The organism is Burkholderia sp. AU33423, assembly GCF_002223135.1.
GTDB lineage: Bacteria > Pseudomonadota > Gammaproteobacteria > Burkholderiales > Burkholderiaceae > Burkholderia > Burkholderia lata_D.
Map to the genome: position 1 here is coordinate 374,991 of NZ_NKFH01000004.1, position 14,068 is coordinate 389,058.

General features: G+C 68.5%; 12 protein-coding genes. 5 read left to right on the forward strand and 7 right to left on the reverse strand.

Annotation, left to right across the window (positions count from 1 at the left end; translation table 11 throughout):
- Positions 1 to 30: 30 nt before the first annotated feature.
- Positions 31 to 546, forward strand: a complete 516-nt coding sequence (locus CFB50_RS04365) for an SRPBCC family protein (protein ID WP_069247292.1) — start codon at positions 31 to 33, stop codon at positions 544 to 546.
- A gap of 46 nt (positions 547 to 592) precedes the next feature.
- Here CFB50_RS04365 and CFB50_RS04370 read toward each other — a convergent pair whose 3' ends face one another.
- The 6 genes from CFB50_RS04370 to CFB50_RS04395 all read right to left on the reverse strand — a co-directional run bounded on the left by CFB50_RS04370 (position 593) and on the right by CFB50_RS04395 (position 8,351).
- Positions 593 to 1,642: an ABC transporter ATP-binding protein gene (locus CFB50_RS04370; RefSeq protein WP_089445045.1), complete on the reverse strand. Its 1,050-nt coding sequence runs from the start codon at positions 1,640 to 1,642 to the stop codon at positions 593 to 595.
- A gap of 27 nt (positions 1,643 to 1,669) precedes the next feature.
- Positions 1,670 to 3,268, reverse strand: a complete 1,599-nt coding sequence (locus CFB50_RS04375) for an ABC transporter permease (RefSeq protein ID WP_089445046.1) — start codon at positions 3,266 to 3,268, stop codon at positions 1,670 to 1,672.
- A gap of 2 nt (positions 3,269 to 3,270) precedes the next feature.
- Positions 3,271 to 4,305 carry an iron ABC transporter substrate-binding protein gene (locus CFB50_RS04380; protein WP_089445047.1) on the reverse strand — a complete coding sequence of 345 codons (1,035 nt, stop codon included), beginning with the start codon at positions 4,303 to 4,305 and terminating at the stop codon, positions 3,271 to 3,273.
- A gap of 65 nt (positions 4,306 to 4,370) precedes the next feature.
- Entirely contained in the window at positions 4,371 to 5,675 is a 1,305-nt protein-coding gene (gene efeB / locus CFB50_RS04385; protein ID WP_089445048.1) for an iron uptake transporter deferrochelatase/peroxidase subunit, read from the reverse strand.
- An 11-nt stretch (positions 5,676 to 5,686) separates the two neighbouring features.
- Positions 5,687 to 6,820: a hypothetical protein gene (locus CFB50_RS04390; RefSeq protein ID WP_089445049.1), complete on the reverse strand. Its 1,134-nt coding sequence runs from the start codon at positions 6,818 to 6,820 to the stop codon at positions 5,687 to 5,689.
- Positions 6,821 to 6,884: 64 nt separating this feature from the next.
- On the reverse strand, positions 6,885 to 8,351 hold the full coding sequence (locus CFB50_RS04395; RefSeq protein ID WP_089445050.1) for a carbohydrate porin: 1,467 nt from the start codon (positions 8,349 to 8,351) through the stop codon (positions 6,885 to 6,887).
- Positions 8,352 to 9,031: 680 nt separating this feature from the next.
- Here CFB50_RS04395 and groES point away from each other — a divergent pair.
- Together groES and groL are read left to right on the forward strand one after the other, a co-directional pair.
- On the forward strand, positions 9,032 to 9,325 hold the full coding sequence (gene groES, locus CFB50_RS04400; protein WP_004186661.1) for a co-chaperone GroES: 294 nt from the start codon (positions 9,032 to 9,034) through the stop codon (positions 9,323 to 9,325).
- 46 nt (positions 9,326 to 9,371) lie between these two features.
- A complete protein-coding gene (gene groL / locus CFB50_RS04405) occupies positions 9,372 to 11,012 on the forward strand; it encodes a chaperonin GroEL (RefSeq protein WP_039361154.1) in 1,641 nt (546 codons plus the stop codon).
- A gap of 188 nt (positions 11,013 to 11,200) precedes the next feature.
- On the opposite strand, the gene CFB50_RS04410 is transcribed toward groL, so the two are convergent.
- Positions 11,201 to 12,067, reverse strand: a complete 867-nt coding sequence (locus tag CFB50_RS04410) for a hydroxymethylpyrimidine/phosphomethylpyrimidine kinase (RefSeq protein WP_089424656.1) — start codon at positions 12,065 to 12,067, stop codon at positions 11,201 to 11,203.
- Between the two features lie 254 nt (positions 12,068 to 12,321).
- Between CFB50_RS04410 and CFB50_RS04415 the strand changes: the two genes are divergently transcribed.
- Both CFB50_RS04415 and CFB50_RS04420 read left to right on the forward strand, forming a co-directional pair.
- On the forward strand, positions 12,322 to 12,492 hold the full coding sequence (locus CFB50_RS04415; protein ID WP_004186709.1) for a rubredoxin: 171 nt from the start codon (positions 12,322 to 12,324) through the stop codon (positions 12,490 to 12,492).
- A 104-nt stretch (positions 12,493 to 12,596) separates the two neighbouring features.
- On the forward strand, positions 12,597 to 13,898 hold the full coding sequence (locus CFB50_RS04420) for a hypothetical protein (protein ID WP_089445051.1): 1,302 nt from the start codon (positions 12,597 to 12,599) through the stop codon (positions 13,896 to 13,898).
- The last annotated feature ends 170 nt before the right edge of the window (positions 13,899 to 14,068 follow it).

The window sequence follows — 14,068 nt, forward strand, 5'->3', positions numbered from 1 at the left end:
CGTGCCCGTGACGGGCATGCCGGAGGCTGCATGGCGGAATACCGGTTCTCGACGACCTGGCGCGTGGACGCGCCGCTCGCGGCGGTGTGGGACGCGATCTACCAGGTTGACCGCTGGCCCGCCTGGTGGAAGGGTGCCGTGAGCACCGTCGAGATCGAACCGGGCGACGCGCGCGGCGTCGGCGCGCTGCACCGTTACACATGGAAGGGGGCGCTGCCGTACCGGTTGACCTTCGACATGCGCGTGCGACGCGTCGAGCCGCCGCATGCACTCGAAGGCCGCGCGAGCGGCGCGATCGAAGGCGACGGATGCTGGTCGTTCGTCGCCGACGGCGCACGTACGATCGTGCGCTACGACTGGCACATCCGCACGCACGTGCGCTGGATGAATCGGCTGGAGCCGCTCGGTCGCCCGCTGTTCCGATGGAACCACGACGTCGTGATGCGCGAAGGCGCGAAGGGGCTCGCGCGGCTGCTGGGCGCGGCGGTCGAGACGGAGGGCCGGACCTTCCGGCCTTTGCCGGATGCGGGCTGCGCCGATGCCTGAGCGCGGGTGAACGCGAGTAAAAGCGCGTAGCCGCGGGCCGCGCCGCTCAGCGCGCGTACGCCATCACCGCGCCATCCACCACCAATGCGACACGTTCGCCGACGGCCGGACACCGGTGTCCCGGCACGCGTGCGCGCACGCGTACGTCGCCATCGGCATCGAGGCGCACGAGCACGTCGGCGTCCTGACCCGCGAACTGCGCGACTTCGACACGCGCTGTATGGCCGCGCGCCGCGTCGCCGTGCGTGACTGGCACGATGCCGATCTGCTCGGGGCGCAGCATCGCATCGGCCGGCCCGTCGGGCAGCGGCGCGACGAGCGGCAGGTCGCCGAGCGCACAGGCGATGCGCATGTTGCGCACGCGGCCGGCGAGCAGTACCGCCTGTCCGACGAACGACGCGACGTCGCGCGTGACGGGTTGACGGTACAGCGTCTGCGGCGCGGCCGTCTGCACGAGCCGGCCGTGCCACATCACCGCCACTTCGTCGCCGAGCGTCATCGCCTCGGGCTGGTCGTGCGTGACGAGCACCGCGGTCGCGCCCGCCGCGGCGAGCGCATCGGCGACCGCGCTGCGCGTTTCGTGGCGCAGCGACGTGTCGAGCGCGGAGAACGGTTCGTCGAGGATCACGAGCGACGGCTCGGGCGCGAGCGCGCGAGCGAGCGCGACGCGCTGCTGCTGTCCGCCGGACAGTTGCTGCGGTGCACGGCTCGCATACGACGCGGGCAGCCCGACCATCTCGAGCAGTTCGTCGACGCGATGATGGCGCCGCCGCGCCGCGCGCGGCAGACCGAACGCGATGTTGTCGGCCACCGACAGGTGCGGAAACAGCGCGCCTTCCTGCGGCACGTAGCCGATTCGGCGCTGCTCGGGCGGCAGGTGCACGTCGGGCGCGGCCACGCGGCGGCCATCGATCTCGACGGTGCCGCGCTCGGCACGCTCGAAGCCGCACAGCACGCGCAGCAGGGTGGTCTTGCCGCTGCCGGACGGGCCGAGCAGCGCGAGCCGCGAGCCGCGCCGCACCGTGAGGTCGATGTCGTGCAGGACGGTATGTGATCCGAACGATTTCGACAGGCCGTGGATGCGTAGTTCGCTCATGGGCGGTTCCGGGGAAAAGGGCGGCGCTCAGTCGCGCACCGACGCGCGGCCGAGCAGCAGGAACAGCAGTCCCGATGCGCCGAGCGACAGCGCGACGAGCAGCGCCGCATAGGGCGCCGCGGCGGCGAACGCGAGCGTCGCCGTATCGCTCCACACCTGCGTCGCGAGCGTGCGGGTGCCGATCGGCGACAGCAGCAGCGTCGCGTTGAGTTCCGTCACGACCGAGATGAACACCATCGTCGCGGCCGCGCCGAGGCCGGGCGCCGCGAGCGGCAGCACCACACGCGCGAGCGTCGCGCGCCAGCCGAGCCCGAGCGAGCGTGCGGTTTCCTCGAGCCGGACCTGCACGTGCGACAGCGCCGCGCGCACGCTGACGACCGCCAGCGGCAGGAACAGGATCGCGTACGCGGCGACGAGCGCCGGTGCGCTCTGGTAGAGCGGCTGCAGCAGCCGTACCGTGATCGACACGATCGCCAGCGCGACGACGATGCCCGGCACGCCCTGCACGGTCATCGCCGTGCGCTCGAGGAGCGTCGCGACGCGGCCCGGATAACGGACCAGCAGGAACGCGAGCGGCAGCGCGAGCAGCGTCGTGACGGCGGCCGCCATCAGGCCGTAGCCGGACGACGCCAGCGTGGCCTGCCACAGCAGTTCGGGCGACACGTCGGCCGGCGTGACGGCGGCCGCGCCCTGTTGCGTGAGCCAGTAGCCGATCATCGCGAGCGGCACGCCGAGCGTCGCCGCGGCGAGTGCGGCGAACGCGGCGGTGACGGGGCCGCGTAGCGGGCCGAGCGGATAACGCATCGCGACGCGGCGCGCGGCGCGGTGCGTATGACCGTAGCGCGCATGGCCGCGTGCGCGTGCCTCGATCGCGAGGCACAGCAGGCACAGCGCGATCAGCACGCAGCCGAGCAGCGATGCGCCGCCGCCGTCGAACGCGGTGCGGTATTCCGCATAGATCTCGGTCGTGAACGTGCGAAAGCGCAGCAACTGGAATGCGCCGAACTCGGACAGCACGCCGAGCGCGACGAGCAGCATCCCGCCGCACAGCGCGGGGCGCAGTTGCGGCAGCACGACGCGGAAGAAGGTATGCGACGGCGAGCAGCCGAGTGTGCGTGCGCTTTCTTCCAGCGCGGGGTCGAGTTCGCGCAGCGCGGCGGCCACCGGCAGGTAGACGAGCGGGAAGTACGCGGAGGTCAGCACGATCAGCGCGCCGAGGAAATCCTGCAGGTCGAGGCTCAGCGACACCCACGCGTAGCTCGTGATGAACGGCGGCACCGCGAGCGGCGCGGCCGCGAGCGCGGTCCACAGCGGCCGGGCGGGCAGGTCGGTGCGCTCGATGAACCAAGCGAGCGCGGTGCCGAGCAGCGTGCACGCGAGGGTCGCGGCGAGCGTGATGGACAACGTGTTGATCAGCAGTTCGCCGACGAGCGGGCGCCACAGCAGCTCGATCGCATCGTCGACGCCGAAGCTGGCCGCGCGGTACAGCGTGAAGCCGAGCGGCAGCAGGATCGCGAGCGGCCCGCACGCGGCCGCGGCGACGAGCGCGCGCGACGGGCGGCGCCGTGTCGCGGTGTGCTCGCCGTCGCGTGCGGTGCCTGCCGTGCGGGACACGGCGTCGCTCATGCTCAGAGCAGGCCTGCCTGGCGCAGCAGCTTGCCGGCCTGGCTGTCGTCGCCGAGCTGTTCGAACGACAGCGCCGGCGGGCTCAGTTCGTTGAACGGCTTCAGGATCGGATCGGGCGCGACGCCCGGATGCAGCGGATACTCGAAGCTGATATGGCCGCCGGCCATCAGTTTCTGCGCACGCTCGCTGACGAGATACGCGACGAACTTCTGCGCTTCCGGCTGGTGCTTCGAGGCCTTCAGCACGGCGGCGCCGGACACGTTGACGGCACCGCCGACGTCGCCTTTGCCGAAGTGATGGATCGCGCTGCGGGTCGACTTGTCGCCGAGCTCGGCGTGCAGGCGGTCCCAGTAGTAGTTGTTGACGATGCCGGTCAGCACGCCGCCGCGGTTGACGGCCGCCGTCACGCCTTCGTCGTCGTCGAAGATCTGCGCGTTGGCCTTCAGGCCCTTCAGCCATTGCAGCGTCGCGGCTTCGCCGTGCAGCGCGAGCACCGCGCTCACGAGCGGCAGGAAGTCCGCGTCGCTCGGCGCGACGCCGACCTTGCCCTTCCATTCCGGTTTCGCGAGATCGAGCAGCGAAGCGGGCAGCTGCTGCGGCTGGATTTTCGCGGTGTTGTAGACGAGCACGTTCTCGCGCGCGAGCACGCCGACCCAGTCGCCGTCGGCCGGGTTGAAGCGCGCGGGTACCGATTGCAGCGTGGCGGCGTCGGTCTTCGCGAACAGGCCCTTGCGGTCGAGCAGCACGAGCTCCGGCGAGTTCTCGGTGAAGTACACGTCGGCCGGCGTGCGGTCGCCTTCCGCGATGAGCTGCGCGGCGAGTGCCGGGCCTTCGCCCGAGCGCACCTTCACGGTGATCCCGCTCTGCGCCTCGAAGTCCTTGACGAGCTGGTTGACGACCTGCTCGTGCTGCGCGTTGTACAGCGTGAGCGTCGCGGCATGCGCGCGCGCGGCGTGCAGTGCGCCGGTCAGCATCAGCGCGGCGGCCGCCGCGGAAATCAGGTGCCGCAGCGGGCGGCTAACGGGTGAAGTGTTCATGAGGTTTTCAGCAGGTTGCATCCGGCCGGGCCGGGAAGGTGTGCCTTGGCTTGCGTGGCGTGTCGTCATGCGTCGAACAGCGCGGCGCCGATGTACGAACCCGGTTGCGCGCCCGGCGGGCACGCGAAGATCGCGCTGCCGACGTGCGTGGTGAACTGGTTCATGATGTCCAGCTTCGCGAGCTTCTCGTTGATCGGAATGAAGCCCTTGCGCGGGTCGCGCTGGTGCGCGACGAACATCAGCCCCGCGTCGTACTCGGTCTGCTGGCGCCACGGCGGCCAGCGCTCGATGTAGAAGTTCGTGCTGTCGTTGTACGAGTACGCGCGGCGCAGGATCTGCGCGCCGTTGTTCAACTGCGGCGACGCGAGGCGCGCGTGCGCGTTGTCGGGGATCACCGGGTTGCCGTCCTTGTCGGCCGCGTCGAGATCGAGCGCCTCGAACTCGTGCTTCTGGCCGAGCGGCGCGCCGCTGTACTTGTGACGGCCGACCACCTGCTCCTGGAAGCCGAGCTCGGTGTTGTCCCAGTGCTCGAGCGTGATGCGGATGCGGCGCACGACCGTATAGGTGCCCCCGTTCATCCATGCCGGGCCTTCGCTGCCGGCCCACACGAATTCATCCATCGCGGCCGGGTCGGACATCGGCGGATTCATCGTGCCGTCCTTGAAGCCCATCAGGTTGCGCGGCGTCTCGCCGGGCTTGCCCGACGTGAAGCCGGCCTGGCCCCAGCGCATCTGCGCCGCTTTCGCGCCGAGGCGCACGAGCTGGCGCACCGCGTGGAACGCAACCTGCGCGTCGTCCGCGCACGCCTGGATGAACAGGGCGCCGCCGGTCTTTTCCGGCAGCAACTGGTCGCCGTTGAAGCGCGGCAGGTCGACGAGCGCGGCGGGGCGATGCTTCGCGAGGCCGAAGCGATCCTTGCCGGCGAGCGCGAACATGCCGGGGCCGAAGCCGAACGTGATCGTCAGGCGCGCGGGGCCGAGGCCGAGCGCGTCGCCCCCGTCCGCCGGCGCGATGTCGTCGACGCCCGTCGCGGCGAGCGGCAGTGCGGTATCACCGCGCGTCATGCGCGCGGCGGCGTCGGTCCAGGTTTTCAGCAGCGTGATGACATCCGCGCGCTGGGCCGTCGTCAGGTCGAGCGCCGCGAAATACGCGTGGCGCTGCTGCGGCGTCGCGATGCCGCTCTGGTGCTTGCCATAGAACGGCTCGACGCCGTCGTGCGCGGAAGCGGGCGCGGGTGCGGCGGCGGGTGCATCCGCTGCCTTCGCGGCCGGGATCGACGCCGCCGCGAGGCCGGCGGCCACCGCGGCGCCGCCCGCCTTCAGGAAGCCGCGCCGCGCGGGGCGCGGTGGCTGGTTGGAATCGTCTGCCATGATGGGCTCCCTTACTTCGCGAGCAACAGCGTGTTGACGTCGTCCGCGACGTAGTAAAAACCGTCGCCTTCGGGCGTCATGGCGATGCCGAACAGGTTGCCGTTGCCGGGGGGCGATTGCGCCTTGTCGGTATTGATCCAGCGTGCGTAGATCTGCTTGCCGGCGACCGGGTCGATCTCGACGACCTGGCCGTTCTGCGCGTTGGTCGCGAGCAGGTGGCCGTTCGGTGCGGTGGCGAGCGCGAGCGGGCGGCGCAGGAAGCCGTCGGCGGTCACCTGGCGGCCGACGCCCGCGCTGGTGTCGCGTGTGAGCGGGTCGTCGATCTCGACGATGCGGTTGCCGATCGCGTCCGACACGTACAGCTTCTTCTGGTCGCCCGACAGCGCGAGGCCGGTCGGGCCGACCAGGAACACCCCCTTGTCGGCCTGCGCGCCGAGGCCGCTCGCAACGATCGTTTCCTGCTTGATGACGGGCGGCTTGCCGGCCGGCACGTCGAGGTCGAGACGCAGTACGGTCGCCTGCTTGTAGACGGGCGGATTGCCGTCCGCGCCGCCGACGCCGAAGCCGGCCATGCTGACGAACAGCGTCGCGCTGTCGCCGCGGTCGACCACGGCCATGTTGCCCCACGGGTCGTTGATGTTCGGGGTCGACCACGTCGACGCGATCTTGCCCTGCGGATCGAGCACGATCAGGCAGCCGGCGCCCTTGGTGTTGGTCGTGCCGTCGTTGCTCGGCGTGCTGCCGACGATCACCCAGCCGGATTTCAGCATCGTCATCGCCGTCGACAGGCCGATGCCGCCCGGGCACGCCTTCAGGTCGCGCGGGATCGACGCGAACAGGCTCAACTGCTTCGTCGACGGGCGGTAGTCGACGATGGTGCTGCCGGTGCCCTGCAGGTTCGCCGAGTTGTTGAAGTTGTCGACGAGCACGTCGCCCGCCTGGATCGTGCCGGCCGACACCGGTGCGACCGCGATCGCGTACGGGTTCTGGTCGCCGTTGTCCGGCACCGTGTTGACGAGCGTGGTGTGGCGATGCACGGTCTCGAGGAAACCTTGCGGCTCGGCGAGTGCGCCGGCGGCGGCCGTCAGTGCGGCGACGGCCAGTGCGCCCGTCGCGAGACGGCGAAGCGGGGCGGATGGATTCATGTGGGGCTCCTGGGGAGCGCGCCGTCCGGGCGGCGCGCGAAAATGGTCAGCGTGGGCGCGTCGCTCAGAACGTGATCGTCGTCCGCGCGCCGAGCACGAACGTGTTGCGCAGCGGCTGGGTCGCGTCGCTCGGGTTCTGGCCGGCGCCGGCATTGAACGTGTACTGCGCGTCGGCCTGGACGATCCACCACGGGTTGACCTGGTACTGGTAGGTCGCTTCGAGCGTCGTCTCGCGCGTGCGCACGCCGTAGGGGCCGGTCGCGAACGTTCGCGCGGTCTGGTCGAGGTCGGTCACGTGGTTGCCGACCTGGATGTACGTGACGCCGAGGCCGACGCTGTCGTTGTCGCGGCCTGCGAACGGCGCCTTCAGCACGATCCCCGCGTTGGCGGAGAAGCTCACCAGGTTGCGGTCGCCCGGCGCGCCCATCACGCGCGCGAACACGCCGAGGCTGCGCGGCCCGGTCGGGTCGGGGCGCCAGATCATCTGGTCGGCCACCGCGTAGAAGCTGTAGTTGCCGTGACGCTGCTGCGCGTCGCCGTTCGACGCGGGATCCGAGAGCGACAGCCCGTCGGTGCCCACGTTCTGGTCCGCGAAGCGGCCGTTGTGATACCAGACGCCGATCTTGTAGGTGCCCGGCAGCCCGCTCGAGCGGCCGGTGTCCATTTCGCCGTCCGACGGCTGGTTCAGCGCGTACTGCAGTTCGCCGATATAGAGCGCGCCGTTGTGCAGGTTGAAGTTGGTGCCGCTGAGGTTGTTCGGGTTGTTGCCGAGCGGGTCGCCGTCGAACACGCCTGCGAGCGCGGTGAGTTTCGGCGTGAGCTGCGCGCGCACGCGCACGCCGAGGCCCGCGAGCGGATACGCGGGGCCGCCGTTCGGCAGGTCGTACGACGGCAGCGCGGGCCAGCCGAACATCGTGTTGACGAACGTGTTCGCATACGTGCTGACCATGAATTCCTGGTCCAGGCTCTGCTGGCCGATCTTCACGTCGACGCGCTTGTCGAGGAACGACTGCTGGTACCACAGCTCCCACAGGCGCGTCGTGCCCTGCGCCTCGATGCCGCTCGCGGTGTTGAGCGTGCCGAGGTTCCGCGCACTCAGGTTGGTGCCGTGGATCTGCAGTGCGCTGACGTTGAACGTGCCGCCAGGCAGGCCGATTGCCTTCTGCGTGTCGACCGTCAAGGTGGCCGTCGTCAAGCCGTCGTACGCGCCGCCGCGGTTCAGGCCGCCGCGCAGGTTCGCGAGGTATTCGCTGGTTTCGGTGATCTGCAGCGTCGCGCCGTACTTGCCGAGCCACGGGCGGATGCCGCCCATGTCGCCGAGCAGGCTCTGGCGCGTCCAGATGCCGGTCCACATGTTGGTCGGCTTCGCCTGGATCGCCAGGTCGGCCTCGGGGGCTTCGGGCTGTGCGTCGACCGGCACGTCGGCGAAAGCCGCGCCGCTCGCGAACGATGCACACGCGAGGATGGCCGCGCACGCGGCGGGGCGCATCCGGGCCCGGAGGTTGTCTCCCTCGAACGACGCAAACTTCATATCAAATCCGTGGTTCTAATTAGTGTGGAGTCCTGCTTGTCGGTCGCTGTCCGGATGCTCGGCACCGATCGGCCAGGGCATGAAGATGAACGCAACGCGGCGCATCGTAGGAGTCTCAAATGAGAAAGTCAATGTAAACGAGAATGATTCGCATCTAAATTACTGAATGTAATCCACCTCCTTACGGATGGAGCCCGACATGTGTTTGGTGCCGAGGTAAACCGTAAATATCGCCGTAATGAAAATGAATGCTTCGATGCGGATCGATGGATCCGCGGGGCGGGGCGCAGGAGGCAACCGGCGGGCGCCGGATGACGCGTGCCGGCGGACGGAATCGACGCCGCTACGGAATTTATGAGGTAATGCCGCCGATCGCAGGAACTCCGTGCTTTCCCGGTGTCCAAACGGGGCTGGATGAGATTCCCGGGCCGCGCGGCCCCATCGACAAGGCCGGGCGACGCTTGTCGGGGTTTGTTTTCAAAGGATTTTTTGTCGGATCCTCGTGCTTTTTTCGCCCCATCCCCGCCTTGAAAATTCGTCCGGTTCCCCTTCTTGAATTTGTCAAAACCCGTCCATATAATTAGCACTCGCTGCACGAGAGTGCTAACAATTCTCTGCCGGGCGACCCGCCGGGCAGATTCCCTAAGCGTTCTTCAATCTCAGTCAAGAGAGGAGTGAATATGAACCTTCGTCCTTTGCACGATCGCGTGATCGTCAAGCGCCTGGATCAGGAAACCAAGACCGCCTCGGGCATCGTGATCCCCGACGCAGCAGCTGAAAAGCCGGATCAAGGCGAAGTCCTGGCCATCGGCCCGGGCAAGCGCGACGACAAGGGCGCACCGATCGCACTCGACGTGAAGGTCGGCGATCGCGTCCTGTTCGGCAAGTACGCTGGTCAGACCGTCAAGGTCGACGGCCAGGAACTGCTGGTCATGCGCGAAGAAGACATCATGGCCGTGGTCAACGCGAAGTAAGCGTCCACTGACGGTACATATTCCCAAGAATTCAAGGAGTTAGAAGATGGCAGCTAAAGACGTCGTATTCGGCGATTCCGCCCGTTCGAAGATGGTCGAAGGCGTGAACATTCTCGCCAACGCAGTCAAGGTCACGCTGGGTCCGAAGGGCCGCAACGTCGTGCTCGAGCGCAGCTTCGGCGGCCCGACGGTCACCAAGGACGGTGTGTCGGTCGCGAAGGAAATCGAGCTGAAGGACAAGCTCCAGAACATGGGCGCGCAAATGGTCAAGGAAGTCGCTTCCAAGACCAGCGACAACGCAGGCGACGGCACGACGACGGCAACCGTCCTCGCGCAATCGATCGTTCGCGAAGGCATGAAGTACGTCGCATCGGGCATGAACCCGATGGACCTGAAGCGCGGCATCGACAAGGCAGTCGCAGCGGCTGTCGAAGAGCTGAAGAAGATCAGCAAGCCGTGCACGACCAACAAGGAAATCGCACAGGTCGGCTCGATCTCGGCGAACAGCGACACGTCGATCGGCGATCGCATCGCTGAAGCGATGGACAAGGTCGGCAAGGAAGGCGTCATCACCGTCGAAGACGGCAAGTCGCTGGCTGACGAACTCGACGTCGTCGAAGGCATGCAATTCGACCGCGGCTACCTGTCGCCGTACTTCATCAACAACCCGGAAAAGCAAGTCGCCGTCCTCGACAACCCGTTCGTGCTGCTGCACGACAAGAAGGTGTCGAACATCCGTGATCTGCTGCCGGTGCTCGAGCAAGTCGCGAAGGCTGGCCGTCCGCTGCTGATCATCGCGGAAGACATCGAAGGCGAAGCGCTCGCAACGCTGGTCGTCAACAACATCCGCGGCATCCTGAAGACCGTTGCGGTCAAGGCGCCGGGCTTCGGCGATCGTCGCAAGGCGATGCTGGAAGACATCGCGATCCTGACCGGCGGCCAGGTGATCGCGGAAGAAACCGGCCTGACGCTCGAGAAGGCAACGCTGGCAGAACTGGGTCAGGCGAAGCGCATCGAAGTGGGCAAGGAAAACACGACGATCATCGACGGCGCAGGCGAAGCCGTGAACATCGAAGCACGCGTGAAGCAAGTGCGCGCGCAAATCGAAGAAGCGACGTCGGACTACGACCGTGAAAAGCTGCAAGAGCGCGTGGCCAAGCTGGCCGGCGGTGTTGCAGTGATCAAGGTCGGTGCTGCGACCGAAGTCGAAATGAAGGAAAAGAAGGCACGTGTCGAAGACGCACTGCACGCAACGCGCGCAGCTGTGGAAGAAGGCATCGTGGCAGGTGGCGGCGTTGCGCTGATCCGCGCTCGCACCGCGATCGCGGGCCTGACCGGCGCTAACGCCGATCAAAACGCCGGCATCAAGATCGTGCTGCGCGCAATGGAAGAGCCGCTGCGCCAGATCGTCACGAACGGCGGCGAAGAAGCCAGCGTCGTGGTGGCGGCAGTTGCTGCAGGCCAGGGCAACTACGGCTACAACGCAGCGACGGGCGAGTACGTCGACATGGTCGAAGCCGGTGTCGTCGACCCGACCAAGGTCACGCGTACCGCACTGCAGAACGCAGCGTCGGTTGCAGGCCTGCTGCTGACGACGGACGCAGCTGTTGCTGAACTGCCGAAGGAAGATGCACCGATGCCGGGCGGCATGCCGGGCGGCATGGGCGGCATGGGCATGGACATGTAATCGACTTCGGTCGATGGTGTCCGGAGCGCGCAGCGATGCGCGTTCCAGCCAAAAGAAAAGACCCGCAGCGATGCGGGTCTTTTTTTATGTGCGCGCGGATTTCGATGCGTGCGCGGGGCGGCCGGAGGTGCTGCGCCCAAAGGGCCTGACGTGGGGGCGACGGCGGGGCATGCCCCGCCGCACGTGCGTCAATGCCGGTGCGATGTCCTCGGCACCGGGTCGGCCTTCACGGCCGGCGGCGTATCCGAATCTTCGTTGCTGCGCGCCCAGAAGAACCGGTCGGGCAGGTACGCCCCCATGCCGGGCCGGAACGCATCACGCACGGCCTGGTACAGGTATTCCTGCGCCTCGCGAACCGCTTCGGGCGGCTCCTGGCCGTTCGCGAGCAGCGCCGCGATGGCCGCGCCCAGCGTGTCGGTGATGCCCATCAGCCGGTGCGGCGAGCGATCCCACATGTCCTCGCGGAGCTGGCCTTCCTCGCCGTACAGCGTATTGACGAGCCGGTGCGAGCCCGTCTCGGACGACAGGATGTACTCGCAGCCCTGCGACAGCAGGTGCGAGACGGCCGCGTCGAGATTCGGCGCCTCGGCGTCGCCGTCCGGCTGCGCAAGCGCGATCAGCGTCGCGTAGTCGGCGACCAGCAGTGTGGTTTGCGGCGCCAGCAGGTCGGCGATCGATTCGCGCAGGTCGTCGGCGGCGAGCACGTGCTCGTCGTCGAGCGTGAAGTCGGGCGCGAGCACGAGCGGCACGCCGTCGTAGTCGGCGACGACCTCGGCAATCGCGCTCACGACTTCCGCGCGCGTCGCCGCGCCGATCTTGAACGCCGCAACCGGCATGTCTTCGAGCAGCATGCGCGCCTGGGCGGCGACCACGTCGGGATCGAGGCCGGTCACTTCGTCGCAGGCGGCCGAGTCGCGCACGGTGTAGCCCGTCAGGACGGACACGCCGTGACAGCCCATGCTCGCCAGGGTCAACAGATCGGCTTGAATGCCAGAGCCGCCGGTGGGGTCGGACAGGCCAAAGGTGAGGACGATCGGAGGGGCGTTGCTGGACATGTAAAAATGGGGCAAGAGAAAAACGGGAAAGCGACGGGCATGCGGACGGCGAGGCGAAATGGGCGTTTTCGGCCCTGTGTTGCCCGGCAGGCCGCACTTTTCAGCCATTATGCGGCGGAATCCGGCCTGCACGACGGATTTTTTAGCGCAGCGCAACGTAGTCGCGTTACTCCAGCGCGATTGCTAGGCAGTCCGGCCCCGACACGGTACCATCATGGCTCCCGAATTTACCGACTTTCCCGACGCGGCTTAAGATGGAATACAAGAGCTGGATGTGCCTGATTTGTGGCTGGATTTACGACGAAGAAGCCGGGCTGCCGGAAGAGGGCATTGCCCCGGGCACGCGCTGGGAAGACGTCCCGATCAACTGGACGTGTCCTGAATGCGGCGCCCGCAAGGAAGACTTCGAGATGGTCCAGATCTGACCGGACCCTTGGCCCACGGACACACCGCTCAGGCCTCGCATCGGCCCGGCGCTCGCGCGTCGAGGCTTGCGCGAGCGACTTGACGATGACAGGCGCGCGTGTCCATGAGGCCCGAACCGGCGAACGTTCCCCACCCTGACGCATTGCCCAACCCGCGCGGCGGGGCCGTGCGCGCGGCCGACGCATGGCTTGCGGCGGCCGCCGACGCTTTCGAGCATCGCGACGACGCGGCCGCACCGCTGTCCGCTGCGGCGGCCGTGCTGGCGGAAGCCGGCTGGCTGCCGGCCGCGCGTTTCGCGGGGCAGCTGTCGGCCGCCGTGCCGCTCGTCGCCACCGAGCCGACTTCGGCCGGTTGGCGTGCCGCGCTGCGCGATTTCCGCGCGGCCGTCGCACGCCACAACCTGCGCGAACTTGCCTGCTCGCCCGTTCTCTTCGAACATTTCCGTGCATTGCGTGCGCAAAGCGCCGCCGACCTGCGCGCGCAGGCGCCGCTCGACGCGCTCGCGCTCGTCGGCCGCGCGGTGCCGCCCGCCACGCTGCGCGCGCTGCCCGACGCGTTCGCGACCCGGATTCGTGCCCGCTACGAACAGGCGCTGCTCGGTGTGCTGCGTGCGGAACACGGCGCACCCGACGCGGCGCTCGACGAACTCGATGCGATGCTGGCCGCGCTCGCCAGCGACGATCCATACGATTTCTGGCGGCTCGCGGCCGCCTGCGTGCGCGCATTGCGCGCCAGCGGCGCACCCGAGCTGAAGCGCTTTCTCGCGCGGACGAACCTGCTGCTCGGCGAGCACGCGCAGGGCCGGCGCAGTGCGCCGCCCGAACTCGTGCGTGAGACGGTGGCGCTGCTGTGGCGCGATTTCGCGCTGTTCGGCGCCGCGGCCGAGGATGTCGCGCTCGTCGACGTGCTGCACGACTACGGGTTGACGGTCGACTGGCACGTCGCCGGCACGCCCGCGTCCGAAGCGTTGTGGGAGGCCGATGCCGCCCGGGCCGAACACGATGCGGTCGCGGTTGCGCCGACCCGCGCGCTCGGCGTCGTGACGGTCAATGCGCATGCCTATGAGGATTTCCTGCAGACGGCCGATGCGTCGATGGCCGACCTGGCTGCCGATCCGGCGAGCGCCGACGCGGGTGCCGCATGGCATGCGTCCGGCGCCGCCTACCGGGTCGGTACCGCCGCGTGCGCGCTGGGGCTCGGTCACGCGGCGCTCCTGGCCGACACGCTCGGCCTCGCGTGGCGGCGTGCGGCGCACGGCGTGCCGCTCGCCGACGGCGGCCTCGATGCACACGGCCACGCGTCCGACATGCTGCGCGCGGCGCTGCTGAAGATTGCGGCCGGCGTTGCGCCGCCGGACCTCACGGCGGTGTCCGGCGCGCTCGGCGCGGCGCTCGGACGGGCCTGACGAACAAGGGGACGAACACGCGCCGGCGGCCCTTGCCGCGCGGGCCCGCAACACGCTGCCGACAGCGCCCGCGCGCGTGTTAGAGTGCCGTGTGATCCGTGCGCGCCGTTGCCAGCGCGGTGCGGCGTTGCTTGTTGATCGCGGCCCGGTCAGGCCGCGGCGTCTTTGCT